This window comes from Rhodococcus sp. DMU1 (genome assembly GCF_012272955.1).
GTDB lineage: Bacteria > Actinomycetota > Actinomycetes > Mycobacteriales > Mycobacteriaceae > Rhodococcus > Rhodococcus aetherivorans.
The window spans coordinates 3,324,695-3,350,283 of record NZ_CP050952.1 but is presented as its reverse complement, the minus strand read 5'-3'; the positions used below and the strand labels follow the sequence as shown (position 1 = coordinate 3,350,283).

24 protein-coding genes are annotated in these 25,589 nt (G+C 72.5%); 18 read left to right on the top strand and 6 right to left on the bottom strand.

Annotation, left to right across the window (positions count from 1 at the left end; all coding sequences use genetic code 11):
- Positions 1-2: 2 nt before the first annotated feature.
- Genes HFP48_RS15435 through hisI form a run of 3 tightly spaced genes read left to right on the top strand, consistent with a single transcriptional unit; the run spans position 3 to position 1,944 of the window.
- Positions 3-830, top strand: a complete 828-nt coding sequence (locus HFP48_RS15435; protein ID WP_006937000.1) for an inositol monophosphatase family protein — start codon at positions 3-5, stop codon at positions 828-830.
- Positions 827-1,600, top strand: coding sequence for an imidazole glycerol phosphate synthase subunit HisF (gene hisF / locus HFP48_RS15430; protein WP_006936998.1), 774 nt, complete (start codon positions 827-829; stop codon positions 1,598-1,600). Before HFP48_RS15435 ends, hisF begins: the two co-directional genes overlap by 4 nt.
- Positions 1,597-1,944 (top strand): phosphoribosyl-AMP cyclohydrolase, encoded by a 348-nt coding sequence (gene hisI / locus HFP48_RS15425; protein WP_006936996.1) that lies wholly within the window; start codon positions 1,597-1,599, stop codon positions 1,942-1,944. Before hisF ends, hisI begins: the two co-directional genes overlap by 4 nt.
- Positions 1,945-2,016: 72 nt before the next feature.
- Here hisI and HFP48_RS15420 read toward each other — a convergent pair whose 3' ends face one another.
- Entirely contained in the window at positions 2,017-2,166 is a 150-nt protein-coding gene (locus tag HFP48_RS15420; RefSeq protein WP_006936980.1) for a hypothetical protein, read from the bottom strand.
- Positions 2,167-2,288: 122 nt separating this feature from the next.
- Between HFP48_RS15420 and HFP48_RS15415 the strand changes: the two genes are divergently transcribed.
- Together HFP48_RS15415 and pepN are read left to right on the top strand one after the other, a co-directional pair.
- Positions 2,289-2,468 (top strand): 2-hydroxymuconate tautomerase family protein, encoded by a 180-nt coding sequence (locus HFP48_RS15415; RefSeq protein WP_029544072.1) that lies wholly within the window; start codon positions 2,289-2,291, stop codon positions 2,466-2,468.
- Positions 2,469-2,553: 85 nt separating this feature from the next.
- Complete coding sequence (pepN, locus tag HFP48_RS15410) at positions 2,554-5,046, top strand: aminopeptidase N (RefSeq protein WP_029544069.1); 2,493 nt, start codon at positions 2,554-2,556, stop codon at positions 5,044-5,046.
- A 51-nt stretch (positions 5,047-5,097) separates the two neighbouring features.
- On the opposite strand, the gene HFP48_RS15405 is transcribed toward pepN, so the two are convergent.
- Positions 5,098-5,592, bottom strand: coding sequence for a MarR family transcriptional regulator (locus HFP48_RS15405; RefSeq protein ID WP_006936971.1), 495 nt, complete (start codon positions 5,590-5,592; stop codon positions 5,098-5,100).
- Between the two features lie 79 nt (positions 5,593-5,671).
- Positions 5,672-6,730: an NAD-dependent epimerase/dehydratase family protein gene (locus HFP48_RS15400; RefSeq protein WP_006936970.1), complete on the bottom strand. Its 1,059-nt coding sequence runs from the start codon at positions 6,728-6,730 to the stop codon at positions 5,672-5,674.
- A 122-nt stretch (positions 6,731-6,852) separates the two neighbouring features.
- Here HFP48_RS15400 and HFP48_RS15395 point away from each other — a divergent pair, with 122 nt between their 5' ends.
- A complete protein-coding gene (locus HFP48_RS15395; RefSeq protein ID WP_037200939.1) occupies positions 6,853-7,620 on the top strand; it encodes a class III extradiol ring-cleavage dioxygenase in 768 nt (255 codons plus the stop codon).
- Between the two features lie 3 nt (positions 7,621-7,623).
- Here HFP48_RS15395 and HFP48_RS15390 read toward each other — a convergent pair whose 3' ends face one another.
- Positions 7,624-8,094: a peroxiredoxin gene (locus tag HFP48_RS15390; protein WP_065922509.1), complete on the bottom strand. Its 471-nt coding sequence runs from the start codon at positions 8,092-8,094 to the stop codon at positions 7,624-7,626.
- 58 nt (positions 8,095-8,152) lie between these two features.
- Here HFP48_RS15390 and HFP48_RS15385 point away from each other — a divergent pair, with 58 nt between their 5' ends.
- From HFP48_RS15385 to HFP48_RS15335, 11 genes are all read left to right on the top strand, one after another.
- A complete protein-coding gene (locus tag HFP48_RS15385) occupies positions 8,153-9,736 on the top strand; it encodes an anthranilate synthase component I (protein ID WP_176603628.1) in 1,584 nt (527 codons plus the stop codon).
- Entirely contained in the window at positions 9,733-10,422 is a 690-nt protein-coding gene (locus tag HFP48_RS15380) for a TIGR02234 family membrane protein (RefSeq protein WP_168579730.1), read from the top strand. The genes HFP48_RS15385 and HFP48_RS15380 overlap by 4 nt, the downstream gene beginning before the upstream one ends.
- Before the next feature lie 79 nt (positions 10,423-10,501).
- Entirely contained in the window at positions 10,502-11,311 is an 810-nt protein-coding gene (gene trpC / locus HFP48_RS15375; RefSeq protein WP_168579729.1) for an indole-3-glycerol phosphate synthase TrpC, read from the top strand.
- A gap of 124 nt (positions 11,312-11,435) precedes the next feature.
- Entirely contained in the window at positions 11,436-12,695 is a 1,260-nt protein-coding gene (gene trpB / locus HFP48_RS15370; RefSeq protein ID WP_044475995.1) for a tryptophan synthase subunit beta, read from the top strand.
- Positions 12,692-13,501 (top strand): tryptophan synthase subunit alpha, encoded by an 810-nt coding sequence (gene trpA, locus HFP48_RS15365; protein WP_006936959.1) that lies wholly within the window; start codon positions 12,692-12,694, stop codon positions 13,499-13,501. Before trpB ends, trpA begins: the two co-directional genes overlap by 4 nt.
- Positions 13,498-14,562 (top strand): prolipoprotein diacylglyceryl transferase, encoded by a 1,065-nt coding sequence (gene lgt / locus HFP48_RS15360; protein WP_043798943.1) that lies wholly within the window; start codon positions 13,498-13,500, stop codon positions 14,560-14,562. Before trpA ends, lgt begins: the two co-directional genes overlap by 4 nt.
- The gene (locus HFP48_RS15355; protein ID WP_168579728.1) at positions 14,559-15,410 is read left to right on the top strand and encodes a TM2 domain-containing protein; all 852 of its coding nucleotides are present in this window, start codon (positions 14,559-14,561) and stop codon (positions 15,408-15,410) included. The genes lgt and HFP48_RS15355 overlap by 4 nt, the downstream gene beginning before the upstream one ends.
- A 228-nt stretch (positions 15,411-15,638) precedes the next feature.
- Positions 15,639-20,120: a glutamate synthase large subunit gene (gene gltB, locus HFP48_RS15350; protein ID WP_168580587.1), complete on the top strand. Its 4,482-nt coding sequence runs from the start codon at positions 15,639-15,641 to the stop codon at positions 20,118-20,120.
- Positions 20,113-21,606, top strand: a complete 1,494-nt coding sequence (locus HFP48_RS15345) for a glutamate synthase subunit beta (RefSeq protein ID WP_050035332.1) — start codon at positions 20,113-20,115, stop codon at positions 21,604-21,606. The genes gltB and HFP48_RS15345 overlap by 8 nt, the downstream gene beginning before the upstream one ends.
- A gap of 44 nt (positions 21,607-21,650) precedes the next feature.
- On the top strand, positions 21,651-22,112 hold the full coding sequence (locus HFP48_RS15340) for an SRPBCC family protein (RefSeq protein ID WP_006947046.1): 462 nt from the start codon (positions 21,651-21,653) through the stop codon (positions 22,110-22,112).
- A gap of 28 nt (positions 22,113-22,140) precedes the next feature.
- Entirely contained in the window at positions 22,141-22,290 is a 150-nt protein-coding gene (locus tag HFP48_RS15335) for a hypothetical protein (RefSeq protein WP_006947049.1), read from the top strand.
- 146 nt (positions 22,291-22,436) lie between these two features.
- Here HFP48_RS15335 and HFP48_RS15330 read toward each other — a convergent pair whose 3' ends face one another.
- Positions 22,437-23,879 (bottom strand): trehalose-6-phosphate synthase, encoded by a 1,443-nt coding sequence (locus HFP48_RS15330; protein WP_168579727.1) that lies wholly within the window; start codon positions 23,877-23,879, stop codon positions 22,437-22,439.
- A 425-nt stretch (positions 23,880-24,304) separates the two neighbouring features.
- Here HFP48_RS15330 and HFP48_RS15325 point away from each other — a divergent pair, with 425 nt between their 5' ends.
- Positions 24,305-24,844, top strand: a complete 540-nt coding sequence (locus tag HFP48_RS15325; protein ID WP_006947051.1) for a DNA starvation/stationary phase protection protein — start codon at positions 24,305-24,307, stop codon at positions 24,842-24,844.
- Between the two features lie 119 nt (positions 24,845-24,963).
- Here HFP48_RS15325 and HFP48_RS15320 read toward each other — a convergent pair whose 3' ends face one another.
- A complete protein-coding gene (locus tag HFP48_RS15320; protein WP_006947052.1) occupies positions 24,964-25,386 on the bottom strand; it encodes a MerR family transcriptional regulator in 423 nt (140 codons plus the stop codon).
- Between the last annotated feature and the right edge of the window lie 203 nt (positions 25,387-25,589).

The following is a 25,589-nucleotide window of genomic DNA, read 5'->3' as shown; positions in this document are numbered from 1 at the left end:
CGATGACCGCGCCCGCCGATCTGTCCAGCCTGCTCGCCGTCGCCGGTGAGGTGCTCGATGCGGCGTCGGAGCGTTTCGTCGCCGGTCGCGGCGCGCCGCGCTCGGTGAACAAGGGGCCCAACGACTTCGCCACCGACCTCGACCTCGAACTCGAACGGCGCATCTCCACGGAGCTGGAGCGGCGCACGGGCATTGCCGTGCACGGTGAGGAGTTCGGCGGTCCCGAAGCCGATTCGGGCACGGTGTGGCTGCTCGACCCGATCGACGGCACCGTCAACTACTCCGCCGGGCTGCCCACCGCGGGAATCCTGCTCGCACTCGTCCGCGACGGCGACCCGATCCTCGGGCTGACCTGGCTGCCGTTCGTCGGCGACCGGTTCGCGGCCGCCGCGGACGGGCCGCTGCTGCGCAACGGTCGTCCCCAGCCGCCGCTGCAGCCGGCGGCGCTGGCGGACGTGATGGTCGGCGTGGGCAGCTTCGACATCGACAGCCGCGGGCGTATCCCGGGCCGGCGCCGGCTCGAGGTCATCACCGAGCTGAGCCGCCGGGTGTCGCGCCTGCGCATGCACGGTTCCACCGGGGTGGACCTGGCGTACACGGCGGCCGGGGTGCTCGGCGCCGCCGTCGTCTTCGGGCACCACCCGTGGGACAACGCCGCCGGCGTGGCCCTGGTGCGGGCGGCCGGTGGTCTCGCCACCGACTTCGCCGGCAAGCCCTGGCGCATCGGCTCCGGCTCTGTGGTCGCCGGCGCCCCCGGCGTGCACGAGGAGATACTCGACATCGTGGGATCGCTTCCCGGTCCCGTCCCCGAGGAGGACCGAATTCCATGACCCTGGCAGTCCGGGTGATCCCGTGTCTGGACGTCGACGCCGGCCGCGTCGTCAAGGGGGTGAACTTCGAGAACCTGCGCGACGCCGGTGATCCCGTCGAACTCGCCGCGGCGTACGACCTGCAGGGCGCGGACGAGTTGACCTTCCTCGACGTCACCGCGTCGAGCGGCGACCGCGGCACCATGCTCGACGTGGTCAGCCGCACCGCCGAGCAGGTGTTCATCCCGCTCACCGTCGGCGGCGGCGTCCGCACCGTCGAGGACGTGGACCGGCTGCTGCGGGCCGGCGCGGACAAGGTCAGCATCAACACCGCCGCCATCGCCCGCCCGGAGGTGTTGCGCGAGATGTCCGAGCGGTTCGGGTCGCAGTGCATCGTGCTGTCCGTCGACGCCCGCACCGTGCCCGACGGCGAGGAGGACACCCCCTCGGGCTGGGAGGTCACCACGCACGGCGGTCGCCGCGGCACCGGCATCGATGCCGTCGAATGGGCACGCCGCGGCGCGGAACTCGGCGTGGGGGAGATCCTGCTGAACTCGATGGACGCCGACGGCACCAAGTCCGGCTTCGACCTGCCGATGATCCAGGCGGTGCGCGCCGCGGTGCACGTGCCGGTGATCGCCAGCGGCGGCGCGGGAGCTGTCGAGCACTTCGCCCCCGCCGTGCACGCCGGCGCCGACGCGGTCCTCGCGGCCAGCGTGTTCCACTTCGGGGAACTCACCATCCCGCAGGTCAAGGCGGCGATGCGCGCCGAGGGGATCGAGGTGCGATGAGCAGGCTGGATCCGGCGATCGCGGCGCGGCTCAAGCGCAACGAGGCGGGGCTGTTCGCCGCCGTCGCCCAGGAACGTGCCACCGGCGAGGTGCTGATGATGGCGTGGATGGACGACGAGGCGCTCGCCCGTACCCTCGAGACCCGTACCGCCACCTACTTCTCGCGTTCGCGCGGCCAGTACTGGGTCAAGGGCGAGACCTCCGGCCACACCCAGTACGTGCACGAGGTGCGGCTCGACTGCGACGGCGACACGGTGTTGCTCGTCGTCGACCAGGTCGGGGCCGCGTGCCACACCGGCACCCACACGTGCTTCGACGCCGACGTCCTGCTCGCCGGCGAGTAGGCGCCTTCGGCGCCGGTGCGTCCTTTGGGCGGCTCCAGCCGCCCAAAGGACACACCGGCGGTGTCGCGGGCGTCAGATGACGATCGGCGCGCCGGTGAGCAGGCTCCAGAGACCCAGGCCGAGGTACACGACGGTGCCGATGGCGGACCGGATCGGATCGTCCGTGAGGAAACCTTCTGCGGCCCAACCGACGAACTCCGTGAACAGTTCCGAGGATCCCATGCTGCATCCTTCCGAGAGGCGAGGCAGGTCGTGAACGGCGGTCGTGAACCAAATCGACCGACCGGATTGTTTCGTTACACCTCCCGGTGCCCGCTCCGTCGGCGGTGCGGCACAATCTCCCCATGCCTCTCATCCAGATCAGCCAGACCCCCGGTCTCACCGTCGAACAGAAGCGCGCCACCATCGAGGCGGTGACCAAGGCCTACGCCGAGGCAACCGGCAAGGATGCGACGTCGGTGTGGGTGACCATCACCGAGGTGCCGCGGGAGCAGTGGGGCGTCGGGGGTGTCCCGCTCGGGTGAGGTGCACCGCCCCCGGGACAGGGCGCCCCGCGACGGGCGCTGCCGGCCGTCGATCTCGGCGAGCGGATCCTGGCAGGATCGGCGTATGGCGTCCGCGAATCTGACCCGAGCCGAAACCGCCGAGCGTTCCCGGGCGGTGACGGTCCGCAGCTACCGGGTGGAACTCGACCTGCGCGGCGCCCCGGATGCCGGGAGCACCTGTTTCGCGACCACGACGACGGTCGAGTTCACGGCAGCCGCGGACGCGACGTGGCTCGACTTCCTCGGCGCCGGCGTCGAGTCGGTCGTGCTCAACGGCGAGCCGGTGCCCGTCCGCTACGACGGCGCGCGCATCGCGCTGAGCGGCCTGCGTGAGCACAACGTCGTCACCGTCGTCGCCGCCGCGGAGTACAGCCGGTCCGGTGAGGGCCTGCACCGGTACGTCGATCCGGCCGACGGGCAGACCTACCTGTACACGCAGTACGAACCCGCGGACGCGCGACGGGTGTTCGCGTGCTTCGAGCAGCCGGATCTGAAGGCGCCGTTCACGTTCGTCGTGTCCGCCCCGGCGAAATGGCAGGTGCTGTCCAATCAGCATGTCGCCGAAAGCGAGTCGATCGGCGACGCGCAGAAGGTGGTGTTCGCACCGACGCTGCCGATCTCCACCTACATCACCGCGATCGTGGCGGGCCCGTACCACCACGCCGAATCTTCTTGGAGCCGGAACGAACTCGCCGTGCCGCTCGCCGTGCTGTGCCGCGCCTCCCTGGCGCGGTACCTCGACGCCGACACGATCTTCGAGGTGACCCGGCAGGGAATGGACTTCTACGCCGACCACTTCGGCTACCCTTACCCGTTCGGCAAGTACGACCAGGTGTTCGTCCCCGAATACAACCTCGGTGCCATGGAGAACCCCGGGTGCGTCACCTTCACCGAGGCGTACGTGTTCCGCGGAGCCGCCACCGCCGCGCAGTACCAGGCCCGCGCGAACACGATCCTGCACGAGATGGCCCACATGTGGTTCGGGGACCTCGTCACCATGAAGTGGTGGGACGACCTGTGGCTCAAGGAGTCGTTCGCCGACTACATGGGCTCGCTGGTCAGTGCCGAGGCCACCGAGTGGACCGACGCCTGGGTCGCCTTCGCCAACCGGCGCAAGGCCTGGGCCTATCTGCAGGACCAGTTGCCCACGACCCACCCGATCGTCGCCGACATCGTCGACCTCGAGGCCGCCAAACTGAACTTCGACGGCATCACGTACGCGAAGGGCGCGGGAGTCCTCAAACAACTCGTCGCGTACGTGGGGCGGGACGCCTTCTTCGAGGGTGCACGGCGCTACTTCCGCCGGCACGCCTTCGGGAACACCACCCTCGCCGATCTGCTCACCGAGTTGTCGGCGACCTCGGGACGAGACCTCTCGGGGTGGGCGCGCGCCTGGTTGCAGACCACCGGCGTGTCGACCCTGATGCTCGAGGACGCGGGGGAGGGACGGTCCGCGATCGTCCAGACGCCGGCGCGGCCCCACCGGCTGGCTGTGGGCCACTACGACTTCGACGAGGCCGGCGACCTGGTCTGCCGGCAGCGGGTCGAGGTCGACCTGGAGGCCGAGCGCACACCGATCGAGTCGGCGGCCGCGCCGCTGATCCTGCTCAACGACGCCGACCTGACCTACGCCAAGGTGCGGCTCGACCCGCGGTCGCTGGAGACGGTGGAGCATTCGCTCGATCGTGTCGTCGACCCGCTGGCCCGGGGGTTGATCTGGTCGGCGTTGTGGAACGCCACCCGCGACAGCGAGCTGACCGCGGCGCGGTACCTGTCCATGGTCCGCGGATTCGCGGTGGCCGAACCGAATCCGGCCCTGCTGGCCGCACTGCTGGCGAACGCACCCTACGCGATCGAGCACTTTCTGCCCGCCGCGAGCCGGTCCCGGCAGCGTCGCGTCTGGCTCGAGGCGGCATGGACGGCCGTGTTCGCCGCCACCCCGGGATCGGGTGAGCAGCTCGCCTGGGCCCGCGCGGTCGCCGCGGCCGCCACTGTCGACGACGCCCACGCCGCCGACCTGCGCGCGATCCTCGACGGCACCGGTCCGGCACCCGTGGGGCTGCCGCTGGACCCGGATCTGCGCTGGCAGATGTGGACCGCGCTGGCGGCGACCGGGCACGCGGAGCCGGCCGATCTCGACGGCGAACTCGCCCGCGACGACACCGGTTCCGGACGGACCGCGCACCTGCGCGCCCTGGCCGCGCGACCGCTCGCCGCGGTCAAGGCGCAGGCCTGGAGTGCGGTCTTCTCCGACACGGCGCTGTCGAACGAGCATCTCGACGCCACCATCGCGGGGTTCCGGGCCGGGGCGCACCGGGATCTGATCGCCCCGTACGACGACGACTACTTCGTCGCGCTCCGGGCGGTGTGGTCCGAGCGCAGCATCGAGATCGCGCGCCGGATCGTGGTCGGTCTGTTCCCCGCCGGAAACACGCTCGGGCCGTGCGACCGGTGGCTCGACGCGCACGCCGACGCCCCGGCGGCGTTGCGGCGCCTGGTGATCGAGCAGCGCGACCATCTGGCCCGCGATCTGCGGGCCCAGGGTTTCAATGGGTGAGGGTTCGACGGGTGAGCGGCCGCGGCCACAGCGGGGGTGCACCCTGCCCAGTCAGGCCTTCCCGGTACCGGCGGCGATGCCCTTGTCGAGCTGGGTGAGCAGCGCGGTACCGAGGTCGGTCAGCGCGGCGACCTGATCGTCGTCGAGGCCCTGGAACACCAGGGCCTGGACGGTCGCGACGTGACCGGGTGCCGCCTCGACGAGCTTGGTCATGCCGGCGTCGGTGAGCACCGCGTACGAGCCGCGCGTGCCGGGCACGCTCCGGCGGCACACCCATCCGGCGTTCTCCAGCTTGGTCACCACGTGCGACAGCCGGGACAGCGACGCGTTCGACAGCTGTGCCAGCTCGGACAGCCGCAGCCGCCGCTCGGGTGCCTCGGACAGCTCGGCGAGGACCGAGTAGTCGAAGTGGGTGAGCGCGGAGTCGCGCTGCAGCTGCGTGTCCAGCGCGGCCGGCAGGCGGGTGATCAGCGCCACCAGCTTCCGCCAGGCCCGCTGCTGGGATGCGGTCAGCCACTCGGTGTCGTCGATCTGTGCGGAGCCCACTGATGCACCGTCCTTTCTCGATCGTCCACCCTATCGGGACGGCCGGCGCGGGACGCCGGGCGTCCGTCGGGGCGGGCGGTCAGGGGCGCTGTCCCATGCCGGTGGCGACCTCGTGCAGCCGGCGGCCCACGCTGTCCTCCGCCAGCGGCGGTGTCGGCAGCCCGGCGCCGTCGCGGAGCCCGGTAAGGAATTCCTCGAGGGTGGCGCGCGGCGAGAACCGGGGAATCCACTCGAGGTCGGTGCGGGCGCGGGTGCAGTCCATGAGCGGCAGCCGCAGCACCGTGTCGACCAGGCCGGGGGAGGCGGGGGCGAGCCGTGCGTGCCAGGCCGCGGCGACGGCCGCGTGCAGCGCCGCCGGCGGGACGGGCACCGTGCGGGCGCCGAGGATCTCGGCGAGGACCTCGGCGTCGACGGGGGGTTCGGCGGCGAGGTTGAATGCGCCCCGCACCGGCCGGAGCACGGCCCGGACGTAGGCGTCGGCGGCGTCGTCGGTGTGCAGGACCTGCATCCGCAGTCCGGCGGTGCGGGGGACGACCGGCAGGGCCCGGACGAGGCGGCCGGGGAGGAGCGGCCCGGCGAACAACCGGCGCTGCGCGGTCGCGGACTCGCGCTTGAAGAGGAAGCCGGGACGCATCCGGACCACCCGGATGTCGGGGTGCCGCAGTTCGAACGTGTCGAGCCAGCGTTCGAGGTACGCCTTCTCCCGCGGGTACGCCGCGCCGGGCCAGCCGTGGGTGGGCCAGCGCTCGTCGACCCGTTCGTCCTGCGGTCCCGGCGAGTAGGCGCCGACCGACGACGCGTGGACGAGGGTGGGCACGCCCACCTCGGCGACGGTCTCGAACACCCGGATCGATCCGAGCACGTTGTTGCGCCAGGTGATCTCGGGTTTGTGCGTGGGCTGGAAGAGCCAGGCGAGGTGGACGACGGCCGCCGCGTCGCGCAGCAGCTCGTGCAGGTCGTCGTCGGCGACGTCGGCGACGACGAACTCGGTCTTGCGGCAGCGCCAGTCGGTGGGGCGGCGGGCGATGCCGACCACCGATCCGACTGCGTCCTGGGCGCCGAGCGCCGCCGTGACGCTGGTGCCCACGTTTCCGGTCGCGCCCGTGACGACCACCTTCAGGCCCTCTGTTCCGGTCATGGGGGGCGGATACCCGCGCCCGCGCCGATCCATCCCCGCAGGCCGGGAACATTTCGGACGGTGCCGGTGCTGTATCGGGTAGTATTGTTGAAGCTTCAACCTTAGGAGTCCGTGTGAGCCCCATGCCCGCCCTGTTCCTCAGCCACGGCGCACCGCCCCTGGTCGACAGCGCGACGTGGGTGGCGCAGCTGCAACGCTGGGCCGCCGACCTGCCGACCCCCACCGCGATCCTCGTGGTCTCCGCGCACTGGGAGTCCGCGCCGCTGACCATCGGTGCCACCACCACCGGCACCCCGCTCGTGTACGACTTCGGCGGCTTTCCCCGCCGCTTCTACGAGGTCACCTACCCTGCGCCCGGCGCCCCCGACCTCGCACGCAAGGTGGCCGCGCTGATGCCCGACGGCGAACCGGTCGTGCAGCAGCCGCACCGCGGTCTCGACCACGGCGCGTACGTGCCGCTCACCGTCATGTACCCGGACGCGGACATCCCGGTCCTGCAGATCTCGCTGCCCACCCTCGATCCGCAGCGCCTGCTCGCGCTCGGCCGGCGGCTGCGCCCGCTCCGGGAGGAGGGGGTGCTCGTCATCGGCTCCGGCTTCACCACGCACGGCCTGCCGTTCCTGCGCGACCCGCGCCCCGAGGCCGTCGCGCCCGGCTGGTCCGCCGAGTTCGACGCCTGGGCCGCCGAGCGGCTCGCTGCCGGCGACGTCGACGGCCTGCTCGACTTCCGCACCCGGGCGCCCGGCATGCCGTACGCCCACCCCACGATCGAGCACTTCGCCCCGCTGTTCGTCACCCTCGGCGCGTCGAGCGACCCGGAGCAGGCGCCCCGGCAGGTGATCGACGGGTTCTGGATGGGCCTGGCCAAGCGTTCCGTCCAGGTGGACTGACCGTCAGTCCCGGCTCGCGCGCCGGGCCTGCAGCACCGCGAGCGCGCGGTCCGCGTGCACGCCGGGGCGCACCTCGCTGGCGATCACCTCGAGGACGGTGCGGTCGGTGTCCAGCACGAAGGTGGTCCGCTTGACCGGCGAGAGTCGGCCGAGCAGCCCCCGGCGCACCCCGAACTGCGCCGCCACCGCGCCGTCCGGATCGGACAGCAGGGGGTAGTCGAACGACTGCCGCGTCGACCACGCGCCCAACCGGTCCACCGGGTCGGTGCTGATCCCGACCCGGGTGGCGCCGACGGCGGCGAACTCGGCCGCCAGATCCCGGAAGTGGCACGCCTCGGCCGTGCAGACCGGGGTGAACGCGGCCGGGTAGAAGAACAGCACCACCGGCCCGTCCGCCAGCAGCGCGGACAGCGTCCGCGGACGGCCGTCCTGGTCGCTCGACGTGAAATCGGGGGCGATGTCACCGGCTCTCATGTCCGGCGACGCTACCGCGGCCGCGCCCGCCGCGGCAGGCCCTGGGATGATGGGCGCCATGTCCGGCGAGCCCACCACCATCCCCGCAGCGGCCCCCGACCTCACCGAGGGCGGCCGACCCGACTCCACCACCACCCGCGAGCAGTTCCGGCTGCTCGCCGCCGAGCACCGCGTCGTTCCGGTGACCCGCAAGGTGCTCGCCGACGCGGAGACCCCGCTGTCGGCGTACCGCAAGCTCGCCGCCGACCGGCCCGGCACCTTCCTGCTCGAGTCCGCCGAGAACGGCCGGTCGTGGTCGCGGTGGTCGTTCATCGGAGCCGGCAGCCCGGCCGCGCTCACCGTCGTCGACGGGGAGGCCACCTGGTACGGCCACGTGCCCGCCGGCGCCCCCACCGGGGGCGACCCGCTCGACGTGCTGCGCCGGACCCTGGAGCTGCTGCACACCGAGCGGCTGCACGGCCTGCCGCCGCTGACCGGCGGCATGGTCGGCTACCTCGGCTACGACGTCGTGCGACGCATCGAGCGGCTGCCCGAGCACGCCGTCGACGACCTGCAGATTCCCGAGACGGTGATGATGCTCGCCACCGACCTCGCCGCCGTCGACCACCACGAGGGTGCGATCACGCTCATCGCCAACGCCGTCAATTGGGACGGCTCCGACGAACGCGTCGACGAGGCCTACGACGACGCGGTGGCCCGGCTGGACCGGATGACGGCGGCCCTGGCCGCGCCCGCCCCGTCGACCGTCTCCACGTTCGCCCGGCCCGCCCCCGACTACCGGCGCCAGCGCACGACCGAGAGCTTCGGCGCCGACGTGCGCCGGCTCATCGGCGAGATCGAGGCCGGCGAGGCGTTCCAGGTGGTGCTGTCCCAGCGCTTCGAGATCGACTGTCACGCGGCGCCGATCGACGTGTACCGGATGCTGCGCGCCTCCAACCCGAGTCCGTACATGTTTCTCATGCACGTCCCCGACGGCTCCGGCGGCACGGCGTTCTCCATCGTGGGCTCGAGCCCGGAGGCGCTCGTGACCGTCGCCGACGGGGTCGCCACCACCCATCCCATCGCCGGGACGCGCTGGCGCGGCGCCAGCGAGGAGGACGACATCCTCCTCGAGAAGGACCTCCTCGCCGACGAGAAGGAGAACGCCGAGCACCTCATGCTCGTCGACCTGGGCCGCAACGACCTCGGGCGGGTGTGCGAGCCCGGCACCGTCAAGGTCCACGACTACCGGCACATCGAGCGCTACAGCCACGTCATGCACCTGGTCTCCACCGTCACCGGCCGCCTCGCCGCGGGCCGGCACGCCCTCGACGCGGTCACCGCGTGCTTCCCCGCCGGCACCCTGTCCGGCGCGCCCAAGGTCCGGGCGATGGAACTGATCGACGAACTCGAGCCGACCCGCCGCGGCATCTACGGCGGCATCGTGGGCTACCTCGATTTCGCCGGCGACGCCGACACCGCCATCGCCATCCGCTCGGCCCTGGTCAAGGACGGGGTCGCCTACGTGCAGGCCGGTGCCGGCGTCGTCGCCGACTCCGATCCGGTCTACGAGGACACCGAGGCCCGCAACAAGGCCATGGCCGTGCTCTCCGCCGTCGCCGCGGCCGGCACCCTCACCTCGTACGAGGGGGACCGCAGGTGAGCGCCACCCGCGCGCCCCGGCGGCGGGCCGGCGCGGTCGCCGCGCTGCTGCTCGCGATCGGCGCCGTCGCGCTGTGGGGCGCGAGCCGCCTGACCTGGGTGACCGTCACGTCCTCCGACGGCCTCGGCGAGGACCGGGTCACCACCCTCGTCGGCGGCACCTGGGCGGCGGCGCTGACTCCGCTCGCGCTGACGCTGCTGGCGGCCGTCGCGGCGTCGTTCGCGGTGCGCGGATGGGCGCTGCGGATACTGGCCGTGCTCGTCGCGGTCGTCGCGGTCGCCGCCGCCGTCCCGGCGGTGGGGCTGCTCGCCGGCGGCGCCGACGACGCGACCGCGGCGCGCATCGCGGAGCTGCCCGCACGCGCCGAGGTCACCTCCCTCACCGTCGCGGCCGGGCCGGCCGTGCTCGCCCTCGCCGGCGCCGTGGCCGCGCTGGCCGCCGCCGTGCAGCTGTGGCGCACCCCGCGGGCCGAGGCCGGACTGTCGTCGAAGTACGACAGCCCGGCCGCCCGCCGCGAGGCCACCACCCGCCGGGACACCGCCGACGAGCCGGTCACCGAACGCACCCTGTGGGACGCGCTCGACGCGGGCGAGGACCCCACGGTGGACGTCGCCGACGACCCGGCCGCCGATCGAGGGGGAGAGGGCGGCGCCGACGATTCGGGGACCCGCTGCACGGGCCGGTGAGCGCGCACACTACTCTTCAAGAAACTCCGATGAGTTTTCTCACATCGGATTGACAGGGGCGAAAGGACTTCGAGCCACGATGACAGTTCTCGACTCGATACTCGAAGGGGTGCGCGCCGACGTCGCCGCCCGGGAGACGGTCCTCGACTTCGCCGCGGTCAAGGCCGCCGCTGCCGCCGCGCCCCCGCCGATCGACGCCAAGGCCGCGTTGCTCGAGCCGGGAATCGCCGTCATCGCCGAGGTCAAGCGGGCCAGCCCGTCGAAGGGGGCGCTCGCCGACATCACCGACCCCGCCGAACTCGCCAAGGCCTACGAGGCCGGCGGTGCCCGCGCGATCAGCGTGCTCACCGAGCAGCGCCGCTTCCAGGGCAGTCTCGACGATCTCGACGCCGTGCGGCGCGCGGTGCGGATCCCGGTGCTGCGCAAGGACTTCATCGTCGGCCCGTACCAGATCCACGAGGCGCGTGCCCACGGCGCGGACATCGTGCTGCTCATCGTCGCCGCGCTCGAGCAGCCCGTGCTGACGTCGCTGATCGACCGCGTCGAATCTCTCGGCATGACGGCGCTCGTCGAGGTGCACACCGAGGAGGAGGCGACCCGTGCCCTCGAGGCCGGCGCCACCGTCATCGGGGTCAACGCCCGCAACCTCAAGACCCTCGAGGTCGACAAGAGCACGTTCGCCCGCATCGCGCCGGGACTGCCGACCGAGGTCGTCAAGATCGCCGAGTCCGGCGTGCGCGGTCCCTCCGACCTGCTCACCTACGCCGGCGCGGGTGCCGACGCGGTGCTCGTCGGCGAGGGACTGGTGACCAGCGGCGACCCGCGCCACGCGGTCGCCGAACTGGTCACCGCCGGCACCCATCCGTCCTGCCCGAAGCCCGCACGCTGACCGCATTCCGGCGCGGCGCCGACGGGCCGGACCCGGCGACGGGCCGGGGCCGCCGTTGGGGCAGACTGGACGGGTGAGCACAGACGATCCCGTACTTTCCGCCAAGGGCCGCGGTCTGCCCCGCATGAGCGCCGCAGTGGCCGAGCACACCGCGCACGAACCCGACCCCGGCGGCCACTTCGGGGTCTTCGGCGGCCGGTTCGTCCCCGAGGCGCTGATGGCGGTGATCGAGGAGGTCACCGCCGAATACGACAAGGCGCGGGTCGACAACGGATTCCTCGACGAACTCGATCGGTTGCAGCGCGACTACACCGGCCGGCCCTCCCCGGTGTACGAGGCCAAGCGGCTGAGCGAACACGCCGGCGGCGCCCGGATCGTGCTCAAGCGCGAGGATCTCAACCACACCGGCTCGCACAAGATCAACAACGTGCTCGGGCAGGCCCTGCTCGCCCAGCGGATGGGCAAGACCCGGGTCATCGCGGAGACCGGTGCCGGGCAGCACGGCGTCGCCACCGCCACCGCCTGCGCCCTGCTCGGCCTCGACTGCGTCGTCTACATGGGCGAGGTCGACACCGAGCGGCAGGCCCTCAACGTCGCCCGGATGCGCCTGCTCGGCGCCGAGGTCGTCGCCGCGACCAGCGGTTCGCGCACCCTCAAGGACGCGATCAACGAGGCCATGCGCGACTGGGTCACCAATGCCCACAACACCTACTACTGTTTCGGCACCGCCGCCGGCCCGCACCCGTTCCCCATGATGGTGCGCGACTTCCAGCGCATCATCGGCCTCGAGGCGCGCGCGCAGGTGCAGGCGCTCACCGGCCGGTTGCCCGACGCCGTCACCGCCTGCGTCGGCGGCGGATCCAACGCCATCGGCATCTTCCATGCCTTCATCGACGACCCCGGTGTCCGCCTGGTCGGCTTCGAGGCCGGCGGCGACGGGGTGGAAACCGGGCGGCACGCCGCCACCATCACCGGCGGCACGCCCGGCGCGCTGCACGGCGCCTACTCCTACCTGCTGCAGGACGAGGACGGCCAGACCATCGAGTCGCACTCGATCTCCGCCGGCCTGGACTACCCCGGCGTCGGACCCGAGCACTCCTACCTCAAGAACATCGGCCGCGCCGACTACCGGCCCGTCACCGACGCCGAGGCCATGGAGGCGTTCTCGCTGCTCTCGCGCACCGAGGGCATCATCCCCGCCATCGAGTCGGCGCACGCCGTCGCCGGGGCCCTGAAGCTGGGCCGCGAACTCGGCTCCGGCGCCGTCGTGCTGGTCAATCTGTCCGGCCGGGGCGACAAGGACGTCGACACCGCCGCGCGGTGGTTCGGGCTCCTTCCCGCCGACCCCGCCACCTCCGACACGACGGAAGGATCCGCGCAGTGAGCGCCCAGCAGCCGCAGTCCCGCCTCGGTGAGGTCTTCGCCCGATGCAAGGCCGAGAACCGCGCCGCGCTCGTCGGCTACCTGCCCGCCGGATACCCCGACCTGCCGCGCTCGATCGAGGCGTTCGAAGCGCTCGTGCAGGCCGGCTGCGACATCGTCGAGGTCGGCATCCCCTACAGCGACCCGGTGATGGACGGACCCACCATCCAGGCCGCCGCCGACGAGGCGCTCACCGCGGGCTTCCGGGTGCGGGACGTGTTCCGCGTCGTCGAGGCCGTCGCCGCGGCCGGCGGCCACGCCGTCGTGATGACCTACTGGAACATCGTCCTCAAGTACGGGATCGACGAATTCGCCCGCGACCTCGCTGCCGCCGGGGGACTGGGGATCATCACCCCGGATCTCATCCCCGACGAGGCCGAGCAGTGGATCGCGGCGGCGGACCGGCACGGGCTCGACCGCATCTTCCTGGTCGCCCCGTCGTCGACCGCCGAGCGCCTCGTCATGACCGTCGACTCCTGCCGCGGGTTCGTCTACGCCACCTCCACGATGGGCGTGACCGGCGCCCGCGACGCCGTCTCCGACATGGCGCCCGAACTCGTCGCCCGGGTGCGGGAGCACTCGCAGATCCCCGTGGGTGTCGGCCTGGGTGTGCGGTCCCGGGAACAAGCCGCGCAGATCGCCGCCTACGCGGACGCGGTGATCGTCGGCTCGGCGCTGGTGGCCGCCGTGGCGCAGGGCCCCGACGCGTTGCGCACGCTCACCACAGAACTCGCGGAGGGCGTGCGCTCGGCTAGCGTGGCCACGTGACCTCCACCGCCGTACCCGCCGCCGCTACCGTCCTGGCGTATCTGCCCAGTCCACCGCAGGGGGTGTGGTACCTCGGGCCGATCGCGCTGCGGGCCTACGCCCTGTGCATCATCGTCGGGATCGTCGTCGCCATCTTCTGGGGCGACCGCCGCTGGGTCGCCCGTGGCGGCGAGCCGGGCACCGTCCTCGACGTCGCCGTGTGGGCGGTGCCGTTCGGCCTGATCGGAGGGCGCCTGTACCACGTCGCCACCGACTGGCAGAAGTACTTCGGCGCGGGCGCCGACCCGGTCGACGCGCTGAAGATCTGGCAGGGCGGACTCGGGATCTGGGGGGCGGTCGCCCTCGGCGGTGTCGGCGCCTGGATCGGGTGCCGGCGCCGCGGTGTGCCGCTGCCCGCCCTCGGTGATGCGGTGGCCCCGGCGATCCTGCTGGCGCAGGCCATCGGCCGGCTCGGCAACTGGTTCAACCAGGAACTCTACGGCCGGGAGACGACCGTGCCGTGGGGCCTCGAGATCTACGAGCGTCGCAACGACGCGGGACAGACCAGCCCGGACCTGATCGACGGGATCTCCACCGGGCAGGTCGCGGCGGTGGTGCATCCGACGTTCCTGTACGAGCTGGTGTGGAACCTGCTCGTCGTGCTGCTGCTCGTGTTCGTCGACCGGCGCTTCCGTATCGGACACGGCCGGCTGTTCGCGCTCTACGTGGCCGGCTACAGCGCGGGCCGCTTCTTCGTCGAACTCATGCGGTCCGACCCGGCCACCGAGATCGCCGGTATCCGGATCAATTCCTTCACCTCCGCCATCGTGTTCGTCCTCGCCGTCGCCTACGTCGTCTTCGCCCGCAAGGGTCGCGAAGCGCCGGAGGAACTGAAGTCCCGTCACCCGCACGGCGCCACCGCAGCCGCAGCCGATGCCACCGCAACCGGCGACGGGATCGGAGACGGTGGGGCGGCCGACGACGAGAAGCGGGACGGCGCATCCGGGCCCGTGGCATCGGCCGAGGCCGGCGGTAAGGTCGAGACAGGTAGGCGCAGCGAGAACGGAGGGGACAAATCGTGACCACATCCGACGCGGGATCCCCGGACCCCACGGGCCCGGATCTGCGGAAGAAGGACGAGACGTCCGCCGGACCGGACCTGCGCAAACAGTCCGACGCCGAGGCCGCCCCCGCTGCCGGGTCGAGCGCCGCGCCGCAGGGCGGCGAGCCGGCCCCCACCGCGGAGCTGCCCACGTTCGGCGGCACCGCCGACTACGATCCGACCGCTCAGGCGTCGCTGTCCGTTCCGCCGCCCACCACCGAGTCGACCGCGCCCACGTGGGGCACGGCCGGACCGGGCTGGGACACCTACTCCGGAATGGGCAACGGTCCCGGCTGGGGCACCACGCCGAGCTATCCACCGCCGTCGAGCGAAGCGCAGTACGGCACCGCACACACCGGCGGGACCGAGGCGCCGACCGGCGGGCAGTACGCCGGCAGCGGACCCGTCTACGGGGCCCCCGACCCGCAGTTCCAGAGCGGGCCGCAGTACCCGACCCCGGCCGGGCCGGGTTACGGTCCCACCGGCGGCTACGGTCCCACCGGCTACGGCGCCTACGGCAATCCCTCCGCGCCGTACGGACGGGATCCGGCGACGGGCGAGCCCTACTCCGACAAGTCGAAGACCACCGCGGGCCTGTTGCAGCTGCTGCTGCCCTTCGTCGGGATCTGCGGGGTCGGGCGGCTCTACCTCGGAAGCACCGCGGTCGGCCTCATCCAGCTTCTGGGGCTGTGGATCGGCGGACTGCTGACCATCCTCCTGGTCGGCTTCGTGATCATCCCGGTGATCTGGGTGTGGTCCGTCATCGACGGGATCATGATGCTCACCGGCAGCGTCCGCGACTCCGACGGCCGCCCGCTGCGGCCCTGACCCACCCACCCGACGGCCGGTCGCGCCTCTCGCGCGGCCGGCCGTCGCGCGCGTAGACTGGCCGCCACCGGGACCGATCCCCGGTTCGATCGTCGGGCGGAACTGGTCCGGCCACCCATACCGCAGCGCACGCCCGTCGTGGCGACCCCGTCGGGGCCGCCCATCCGACGACGCGCGACGTCGCCGCCACACCGGCGACGTGGAGGTGGACCGGTGCGGCATTCCGGGATGCCCGAGCCCCGCGGACTCTACGACCCCGACCGCGAATCGGATTCCTGCGGCGTGGGCGCGATCGTCGACCTGCGTGGCCGCAGCACCCACCGCACCGTCGCCGACGCACTCACCGCGCTGCGCAACCTCGGCCACCGCGGCGCCTGCGGTCGCGAACCCGCCAGCGGTGACGGCGCCGGCATCACCCTCGCGGTCCCCGCCGCGCTCCTCGACGCCGTCACCGGCTTCGAGCTCCCGCCGCCGGGGTACTACGCCACCGGCCTGTGCTTTCTGCCCCGCGACCCGCGGCGCCGGGCGACGGCGCGACGGCGGATCCACGCGCTCGCGGCCGAGGAGGATCTCCAGATCCTCGGCTGGCGCGAGGTTCCCGTCGACCCGTCCGGCCTCGGGCGCACCGCCGGAGCGTGCCGACCCCACATCAGCCAGCTGTTCGTCGCCGCCCCGCGCACGGGCGGCGCCCGGCCCGCCGGCGTGGACCTCGACCGGCGGGTGTATCCGCTGCGGCGCCGCGCCGAGCACACCGGCGACGTCTATTTCCCGTCGCTGTCCGCCCGCACCGTCGTCTACAAGGGCATGCTCACGGCACAGCAGTTGCCGGCGTTCTTCCCCGACCTGCGCGATCCGCGCTGCGCCAGCCCGATCGCGCTCGTGCACAGCCGTTTCTCCACCAACACCTTCCCGTCGTGGCGGCTCGCCCAACCGTTCCGGTACAGCGCCCACAACGGCGAGATCAATACGATCCGCGGCAACCGCAACCGGATGCACGCCCGCGAGGGACTCCTGCGCACCGGCCTGCTGCCCGGCGACCTGACCCGGTTGTTCCCGGTCTGCGCCCCCGACATGTCGGACTCGGCCTCCCTCGACGAGGTCCTCGAACTGCTCCACCTCGCCGGGCGCTCGCTGCCGCACGCGGTGACCATGCTCGTCCCGCCCGCATGGGAGAACGAGCCCGACCTCGATCCCCGGCGACGCGCCTTCCACCGCTTCCACGCCGCGCTGCTCGAACCGTGGGACGGGCCGGCGTGCCTGCCCTTCACCGACGGACGGCTGTTCGGTGCCGTGCTCGACCGCAACGGGCTGCGACCCGGCCGATGGTGCCGCACCGCCGACGACCGCGTCCTGTTCGGCAGTGAAACCGGAATCCTCGACCTGCCACCGGAACACATCGTGCACAAGGGCCGGCTCGAGCCGGGCCGGATGCTCCTCGTCGACACCGTCGCCGGCCGCATCGTGCCGCCCGACGAACTGCTCGACACCCTCGCCGCCGCCCACCCCTACGGTCGGTGGCTGCGTGACGGGCAGATCGACCTTGCGGATCTGCCCCGCCCGGGCGGGCACCCCGCCCCGGACCACGACCAGGGCCGGACGCACCGGTTGTTCGGGTACACCCGCGAGGACCTCGAGGTGCTGCTCGAACCGATGGCCGCGACCGGTGTCGAACCGCTCGGCTCGATGGGCGCCGACATCGCCCCCGCGGTGCTGTCGCCGCGTCCCCGGCTGCTCTACGACTACGTCGTCGAATTGTTCGCGCAGGTCACCAACCCGCCGTTGGACGCGATCCGCGAACGGGTCGTCACCTCGATGCGGCGCGTCGCCGGCCCGGAGGACAACCTGTTCGACGCGTCCCCGAAGTCGTGCCGGCAACTGGTGCTGCCCGGCCCGGTCCTCGACACCGACGAACTCGCCGCCGTCGCGGCACTCGGCCCGGACGGGCCGCGCCCGGACCTCGCCTCCCGGGTCCTGCCCGCGCACTTCGCGGCCGGCGGCGACCCCGGCGAGGCCCTCGCCGCCGGGCTCGCGGACCTGCGCCGCGCCGCCGACGCCGCCATCGAGGCCGGCCGGGGCATCCTGATCGTCACCGACCGCGGTTGCGGGCCGGACCGCGTCCCCATCCCCTCCCTGCTCGCCGTCTCCGCCGTGCACCACCACCTCGTTCGCACGCGGCGGCGCACCCGCGTCGCGCTGATCGCCGAATCCGGGGATGCGCGCGAGGTCCACCACGTGGCCGCGCTCGTCGGATTCGGCGCCGCGACGGTGTGCCCCTACGTCGCCCTCGACACCGTGCGCTCACTCGCGGCCGCCGGGCGCATCCCCGGCACGGACCCGGCGACGGCCGCGGCGAACTACCGGCGCGCCGTCGTCTCCGGGGTTCGCGAGGTGATGGCCAAGCTCGGAATCTCCACCCTCGCCTCGTACACGGCGGCGCAGACATTCGAGGCCGTCGGCCTTGCCCGCGAGGTCGTGGACGCGTATCTTCCCGGCACCGTCTCCCGGCTGGGCGGCGCGAGCCTCGCCGACCTGGCCCGCGACGCCCGTCGCCGGCACCGGACCGCCTTCGAGAACCGGTGCGCCGAAACGGCTCTCGACAGTGGGGGCGTCTACCGGTATCGACGCGACGGCGAACCTCACCTGTTCACCCCGGAGACGGTGTTCCTGCTGCAGCACGCGACCCGCACCGGGCGGGTGGACGTCTACGCGCGGTACTGCGCCGAGATCGACCGGCTCGCCGCCGCGGGCGGAACCCTGCGCGGGCTGTTGCGCACCGTCGCCGCGGATCCGATCCCGCTCGACGAGGTCGAGCCGGTGGAGGACATCGTGCGCCGCTTCGCCACGGGGGCGATGAGCTACGGTTCGATCTCCGGTGAGGCGCACGAGACCCTCGCCGTCGCGATGAACCGCCTCGGCGGCCGGTCGAACTCGGGGGAGGGCGGGGAGGATCCCGACCGCCTCGGTGACCCGCTGCGCCGCAGCGCCGTCAAGCAGGTCGCCAGCGGCCGCTTCGGTGTCACCGCCGCCTACCTCGCCGACGCGACCGACCTGCAGATCAAGATGGCGCAGGGAGCGAAACCCGGTGAGGGTGGCCAGCTTCCCGGCCACAAGGTGTACCCGTGGATCGCCCGTACCCGGCACGCCACCACGGGCGTCGGACTGATCTCCCCGCCGCCGCACCACGACATCTACTCCATCGAGGACCTCGCCGAGCTCGTCCACGACCTGCGGTGCGCCAACCCGCAGGCCCGCATCCACGTCAAGCTCGTCAGCGGCGTCGGCGTCGGCATCGTCGCCGCCGGCGTCGCCAAGGCCCATGCCGACGTGGTGCTGATCTCCGGCCACGACGGCGGCACCGGGGCGGCCCTGCTCACCGCCCTGCAGCACACCGGCACCCCGTGGGAGATCGGGCTCGCCGAAACCCAGCAGACCCTCGTGCTGAGCGGCCTGCGCGACCGCATCACCGTGCAGTGCGACGGCGGGCTGCGCACCGGCCGCGACGTGATGATCGCGGCGCTGCTCGGCGCCGAGGAGTTCGGGTTCGCCACGGCGCCCCTGGTGGTCCTCGGCTGCATCCTCATGCGGGTGTGCCACCTCGACACGTGTCCCGTCGGCATCGCCACCCAGAACCCCGAACTGCGGGAGAAGTTCACCGGCAGAGCGGAATTCGTGGAGCAGTTCTTCCGGTTCGTCGCCGGGGACGTGCGCCGGCGGCTCGCGGCGCTGGGCCTGTCCCGCCTCGACGACGCCGTCGGCCGGGTCGACCTGCTCGAACCCGACGCGGCACTCGAGCACTGGCGTCGCCGGGGACTCGACCTCGCACCCCTGTTCACCCCGCCGGCCGACGCCCTCGGGGCACCCCCGCAGCGCCGCCGTACCCGCCCCGCCGCCGGACCGCCCGACGCGCCGCTGGACCGTGACCTCATCGCCCGCGCGGCCCCCGCCCTCGACGACGGCCGTCCCGTGCATCTCACCGCCGCCGTCACCAACCGTGACCGCGCCGTCGGCACCCTGCTCGGCTGGACCGCCGGTCGACGGTGCGCCACCGGCCTGAGCGACGACACGGTGCGGATCGATTTGTACGGCAGCGCCGGGCAGTCCCTCGGTGCCTTCCTGCCCGTCGGCATCACCGTCACCGTCACCGGCGACGCCAACGACTATGTCGCCAAGGGCCTGTCCGGCGGACGGGTGGTGGTGCGCCCCGACCCGGCCGCGCCGTTCGACCCGCACGAGCAGATCGTCGCCGGCAACACCGTCCTGTACGGGGCCACCTCCGGGGAGTTGTTCCTGCACGGCCGGGTGGGGGAGCGCTTCGCGGTGCGCAATTCCGGCGCCGACGCCGTGTGCGAGGGCACCGGCGACCATGCCTGCGAGTACATGACCGGGGGCCGCGTCGTGATCCTCGGCGCCACCGGCCGCAACCTCGGCGCCGGCATGTCCGGGGGGCTGGCCTACGTCCTCGACCTCGAGCCCGGCCGCGTCAACACCGCCTCCGTGCAACTGCAGCCCGTCGACGACGGCGACCTCGCTCCGCTGCGTGACCTGATCGCCCGCCACCACGCGCGCACCGGATCGGCGGTCGCCGGGGAGATCCTCGCCGAATGGCCCGGCAGCGCGGTCCGGTTCACCGCGGTGGTGCCCGAGGATCTGATCCGCGTCCGCGCCGCGGCGTGCGAGCGCCCCACCCCGGTGGGAGCCGACGGTGCCTGATCCCCGCGGATTCCTGCGCTACGACCGACGCGAACCGCCGCGCCGGCCCGCCGCCGAGCGCGTCCGCGACTGGGCGGAGGTGCACCGGGCGCAGCCCCCGGACGAGGAGGCGCTCTCGATCCGGGAGCAGGCCGCCCGCTGCATGGACTGCGGTATCCCCTTCTGCCACAGCGCCGGCACCGGCTGCCCGCTCGGCAACCTCATCCCCGAATGGAACGACCTGGTGCGTCGTGACCTGTGGGCCGAGGCCGCCGACCGGCTGCACGCCACCGACAACTTCCCCGAGTTCACCGGCCGGCTGTGCCCGGCACCCTGTGAATCCGCCTGCGTGCTCGCCCGGGACGACCACACCGCGGGCGTGACCGTCGAACGGATCGAGCGGGCGATCGCCGACCGGGCCTGGGCCGACGGCCGCGTGCCGCCGCGCCCCCCGGCCCGCAGCACCGGGAGATCCGTCGCCGTCGTCGGCTCCGGACCGGCGGGTCTCGCCGCGGCCCAGCAGCTCACCCGCGCCGGACACGCCGTGACCGTCCTCGAGCGCGCCGACCGGCTCGGCGGACTGCTGCGCTACGGCATCCCGGCGTTCAAGATGGACAAGGCCCTCGTCGACAGGCGCCTCGCGCAGATGCGCGCCGAGGGCACGGTCTTCCGCACCGGCACCGAGGCCGGGATCGACCCGGATGTCGCCACGCTACGGGCCGGCTTCGACGCGGTGGTCCTCGCGGTCGGGGCCGGCCGCGCCCGCGACCTGGCCGTCCCGGGGCGGGAACTCGGCGGGGTGCACCCCGCGATGGAGTACCTCGTCGCCGCCAACCACGAGTGCGAGGGCGACGGGCCCGCGGCCCTCACCGCCGCCGGACGGCACGTGGTGATCGTCGGCGGCGGGGACACCGGCGCCGACTGCTTCGGCACCGCACTGCGTCAGGGCGCGCGTTCCGTCACCCAGCTCGACTATCGGCCCCGGCCGCCCGGACGCCGCGACGAGGACGTCACGCCGTGGCCGCTCGCGCCGTGGGTGCTGCGAACGGCGCCCGCGCACGAGGAGGGCGGGACCCGCCGGTTCGAAGTGACGGTGCAGCGCTTCGTCGGTTCCCGTGGGCGGGTGCGGGCGCTCGAACTGGCCGAGGTCGACGCGCGCCGCCTCCCCCTCGGGGACCCCTTCGAGATTCCCTGCGACCTCGCCCTCCTCGCCGTCGGCTTCGAGGGGGTCCAGCGCGGACCGCTCCTCGACGCCCTCGGCCTGACCCCCGGCGTCCGGGGCACTCTCGACTGCGACGAGCGCTGGCAGACCTCGGCCCCGGGGGTGTTCGTGTGCGGCGACGCCCACCGCGGTGCGTCGCTGGTGGTGTGGGCGATCGCCGAGGGACGCGCGGCGGCGCGCGGTGTGGACGCGTTCCTCACGGGCGAGTCGGCGCTGCCGGCGCCGGTCCATCCCCGGTCGCTGCATCTGGACCCCCGGCGTTTCCCGGCTCGGCCGCCCGGGTAGGCCACCCGGGAGCGGCGCACCGGTCGCCGCAGGAAAGGAGCGTCATGAGCACGATCACCGAGTCGGTCGACGTCCATGTCCCGATCCGTACGGCCTACAACCAGTGGACGCAGTTCGAGGAGTTCCCCCGTTTCATGGAGGGCGTCGAGCGGATCCGCCAGATCGACGACACCCACACCCACTGGGTCGTCAAGGTCGCCGGCGGGACGAAGGAGTTCGACGCCACGATCACCGAGCAGCATCCCGACGAGCGCGTCGCATGGAGGTCCGACGCCGGGCCGGACCACGCCGGCGTGATCACCTTCCACCGGCTCGACGACACCACCACGCGGGTCACCGCGCAGATGGACATCGACCCCGAGGGCTTCTTCGAGAACGTCGCCGACAAGCTCGGCCTCCTCGATCGCCGCGTGAAGAGCGACATGCGGCACTTCAAGCAGTTCATCGAGGAACGCGGCGTCGCCGACGGCGCATGGCGCGGTGAGGTCGATCGTCCCGGCCCGTGACCGTGGACTTCCGACCGAAGGAGACCCCGTGACGGAGAAGAAGCCGACCGACGGCAACCGGCCCAAGGGGGGCCGGCCCGGCCCGGTGGACGAGGGCAGGAACGGCGGCATGGCGACTCGGGAGCACGCCCCGGAAATCGCCGAGAATCCCACTGCCGAGAACTCCACCGACGACTGATCGCAGAGGCCGGAAGGGGCGATGCGGCCGAACCGCATCGCCCCTTCCGCCGTCGCACGGGCTGTCGACGGTCACGGCATGCCGGGGTCGAGGGCGTCCTCCGTCGGCGCCGCCGACCCCGCTTCGAGCCCGCGCCCGGCTGTGATTCAGGCGCTCGCGGCCGCGGTGGCGCCGGATCCGCTCGCGCGCAGGTCCGTGAGGAAGGCGTTGGCCCACCGGTCGACGTCGTGGTGGAGCACCTGGGTGCGCAGGGACTGCATCCGGCGCGCCGCCGTCGCCGGTTCCTCGGTGGCGGCGATGACGATCGCGCGTTTGACGGCGTCGAGATCGTGCGGGTTGACCAGATGAGCGCGGCGCAGCTCGCTGGCCGCCCCGGTGAACTCGCTCAGGACGAGGGCACCGGTGCCGTCGGTCCGGCAGGCGATGTACTCCTTGGCGACGAGGTTCATGCCGTCGCGCAGGGGTGTGACGAGCATGACGTCCGCCGCGCTGTACAGGGCCATGAGCTCGTCTCGGTCGACGGGCCGGTGCAGGTAGTGCACCACCGGCCGGCCCAGCTGCCCGTACTCGCCGTTGAGGTGGCCGACCTTGCGCTCGATGTCCTCGCGCAACTGGGCGTAGGCGGACACGCGCTCGCGACTCGGGGTGGCCAGCTGCACCATGACGACCTTCTCGGGGTCGAGGGTGCCCTCGTCGAGCAGCTCGTGCAGCGCCTCGAGCCGAATGTCGATGCCCTTGGTGTAGTCGAGCCGGTCCACGCCCAGCAGCAGGGTCTCGGGGTTGCCGAGTTCCTCGCGAACCTGCGCGGCCCGCTCGCGGATGTGGGGGGACCGGACGCGTTCGGCGAAGTGGGCCGAGTCGATCGAGATGGGGAAGGCGCCGACCTGCACCCGCCGGTCGCCGACGTCGACGGTGCCCACGCACGAGTCCAGGTCGGAGTGCGCGCTCGTGTGCAGACCGAGCAGCCGCTGTGCCAGGAACAGGAAGTTGCGGGCGCCGCCGGGCAGGTGGAAGCCCACCAGGTCGGCGCCGAGCAGGCCCTCCACGACGGCGGTTCGCCACGGCAGTTGCAGGAACAGCTCGGTGGGCGGGAAGGGGATGTGCAGGAAGAAGCCGATCTTCAGGTCGGGCCGGAGGTCGCGCAGCATCTTGGGCACGAGCTGGAGCTGGTAATCGTGCACCCACACCGTCGCGCCCGGGGCGGCCGCGTCGGCCGCGGCCTCGGCGAAGCGGCGGTTGACCGCGACGTATGTCCGCCACCACGTGCGGTCGTAGGCGGGAGCGACGATCGCGTCGTGGTACAGCGGCCACAGCGTCGCGTTGGAAAATCCCTCGTAGTAGCCGGCGACCTCGCCTTCGGTGAGGGAGACCGGATGCAGCGTGATGCCGTCCTCGGTGAACGGATCGAAGGCGACGTCGGGGGCGCCGGGCCAGCCCACCCACGCGCCGTCGGCGGCGCGCAGCACCGGCTCCAGGGCGGTGACGAGCCCGCCCGGGCTGCGGCGCCACCCGCCGCGCCCGTCGTCGGCCAACGGGTCGTAGTCCACGGGGAGCCGATTGGCCACCACCACCAGGTCCGCTGCGGTCATCGCGTCGCGCCTCCTTGCTCGACACCGGGGCCGGTCGCTCCGGCAACTGCCGTCGAACTCGTACTTATGACAAGTAGTTTTTGTGTATCACTCGGGGCGGGGCGGGGAGGCACTTCGCCGCGCTCGGTATCCCGGGAAGCGACGCCCCCGCACCCCGCCGGTAGATAATCTGTCTCGCACAATAGAAATTTTGTCAAATGGAAGATGCAATTACTGCGGAACACCGGCCCGGTGCGGTGCGACGGGGAGGGTATCGACGATGTCCTTCCCGCGGAGGGTGGCACGGGCTTGCTTGCCGGCGGTTTCGGCGCCCGGGTGCCGGGGTAATCCGGCTGCGGGGTGCCCGGCACCTACGTGCCGACACCGGCGGGCCGGCGAGACGGTCCGCGGAGGTACTACACACGAGCCTGTAGGAGGAATCGAAGATGGCGAAGTTCACCGTCCCCGGCCTGAGCGACAGCGAGGGCGTCCGGGTGGCCGAAGTGCTGCAGAATCGGCTCAGCGCCTACAACGACCTGCACCTCACCCTCAAGCACGTTCACTGGAACGTCGTGGGACCGAACTTCATCGGCGTGCACGAGATGATCGATCCGCAGGTCGACGCGGTCCGCGGATTCGCCGACGACGTCGCCGAACGCATCGCCGCGCTCGGGTCGTCCCCGAAGGGGACCGCGGGCGCGATCGAGAAGGACCGCTCGTGGGACGACTACTCGGTGGGGCGGGACACCGCCCAGGCCCACCTCGCCGCCCTCGACCTGGTGTACGACGGCGTGATCGGGGACTGCCGCAAGGCGATTTCGGAGGTCGGGGAGATCGATCCGATCACCGAGGACCTGCTCATCGGGCAGACGCGCGACCTCGAGAAGTTCCAGTGGTTCGTCCGGGCACATCTCGAGAACTCGGCCGGAACCCTCGCGCACGAGGGCGCGCGCACCGAACGGCAGGCCGCGGACGAAGCCCGCTGAGCGGGCGAGCCGCCGGCCGGGTCCTTCGCCCGCCGCTGCGCGCAGACATCACCGGTCGCCGGACAGCGCATTGCACACCCCGCGCCGTCCGGCGGCCGGGGGTGTCCGCTGGAGGTCGCTCAGCTGTTGCCGTTGTCCGCCCGCAGGCGCGCGTTGTCCGACTCGAGTCGCGCATTGGCATCCTCGAGCCGGGCCTTGTCGGATTCCAGGCGAGCCTTGTCCGATTCGAGCCGGGCATTGTGGGATTCGAGACGTGCGTTGTGGGACGCCAGTTCGGCGTGGTTCGACTCGAGGCGGAAGATCTGGGCGATGCCGGCCAGATTGATGCCCTCGGCGAGGAGTTCGCCGATGCGTCGCAGGCGCGCCACGTCCTCGTCGCTGTAGCGGCGGGTGCCGCCTTCGGTGCGCGCGGGGCTGAGCAGTCCGCGGCGTTCGTACAGGCGCATGGACTGCGGATCGACCCCGGACAGCTCGGAGGCCACCGAAATGCCGTAGACACCGCGGCGGGAGTGCGGTAGCGGCTCCTTCCTCGTTTTCTCCATTTCAGATTCCCTCGTTCGGTGTCCTCGCTGCCATGGCCTCCGGTGTGCCGAATCTACCCGATCGCCACAGGAAACCTTCCGTGCCGGAGACAATTCCCGGGCGACGCCGGCGCGGACCCGGACCGCCGGGAAGCGGGCTCTCCGGTACGAATATCTCTCTTGTATGACACACATTTTATGCATCGCGTGGGGTGGCCGCGATC

Excerpts from the sequence above, each read along its gene's own strand:
- gltB (WP_168580587.1), top strand. The coding sequence starts at position 15,639 with ATGCCCGAGCCCCGCGGACTCTACGACCCCGACCGCGAATCGGATTCC.
- pepN (WP_029544069.1), top strand. The coding sequence starts at position 2,554 with ATGGCGTCCGCGAATCTGACCCGAGCCGAAACCGCCGAGCGTTCCCGG.
- hisI (WP_006936996.1), top strand. The coding sequence starts at position 1,597 with ATGAGCAGGCTGGATCCGGCGATCGCGGCGCGGCTCAAGCGCAACGAG.
- HFP48_RS15390 (WP_065922509.1), bottom strand. The coding sequence starts at position 8,094 with ATGAGAGCCGGTGACATCGCCCCCGATTTCACGTCGAGCGACCAGGAC.
- HFP48_RS15320 (WP_006947052.1), bottom strand. The coding sequence starts at position 25,386 with ATGGAGAAAACGAGGAAGGAGCCGCTACCGCACTCCCGCCGCGGTGTC.
- HFP48_RS15420 (WP_006936980.1), bottom strand. The coding sequence starts at position 2,166 with ATGGGATCCTCGGAACTGTTCACGGAGTTCGTCGGTTGGGCCGCAGAA.
- hisF (WP_006936998.1), top strand. The coding sequence starts at position 827 with ATGACCCTGGCAGTCCGGGTGATCCCGTGTCTGGACGTCGACGCCGGC.
- HFP48_RS15435 (WP_006937000.1), top strand. The coding sequence starts at position 3 with ATGACCGCGCCCGCCGATCTGTCCAGCCTGCTCGCCGTCGCCGGTGAG.
- HFP48_RS15385 (WP_176603628.1), top strand. The coding sequence starts at position 8,153 with ATGTCCGGCGAGCCCACCACCATCCCCGCAGCGGCCCCCGACCTCACC.
- trpC (WP_168579729.1), top strand. The coding sequence starts at position 10,502 with ATGACAGTTCTCGACTCGATACTCGAAGGGGTGCGCGCCGACGTCGCC.
- HFP48_RS15330 (WP_168579727.1), bottom strand. The coding sequence starts at position 23,879 with ATGACCGCAGCGGACCTGGTGGTGGTGGCCAATCGGCTCCCCGTGGAC.
- HFP48_RS15400 (WP_006936970.1), bottom strand. The coding sequence starts at position 6,730 with ATGACCGGAACAGAGGGCCTGAAGGTGGTCGTCACGGGCGCGACCGGA.
- HFP48_RS15325 (WP_006947051.1), top strand. The coding sequence starts at position 24,305 with ATGGCGAAGTTCACCGTCCCCGGCCTGAGCGACAGCGAGGGCGTCCGG.
- HFP48_RS15415 (WP_029544072.1), top strand. The coding sequence starts at position 2,289 with ATGCCTCTCATCCAGATCAGCCAGACCCCCGGTCTCACCGTCGAACAG.
- trpB (WP_044475995.1), top strand. The coding sequence starts at position 11,436 with ATGAGCGCCGCAGTGGCCGAGCACACCGCGCACGAACCCGACCCCGGC.
- HFP48_RS15395 (WP_037200939.1), top strand. The coding sequence starts at position 6,853 with ATGCCCGCCCTGTTCCTCAGCCACGGCGCACCGCCCCTGGTCGACAGC.
- HFP48_RS15340 (WP_006947046.1), top strand. The coding sequence starts at position 21,651 with ATGAGCACGATCACCGAGTCGGTCGACGTCCATGTCCCGATCCGTACG.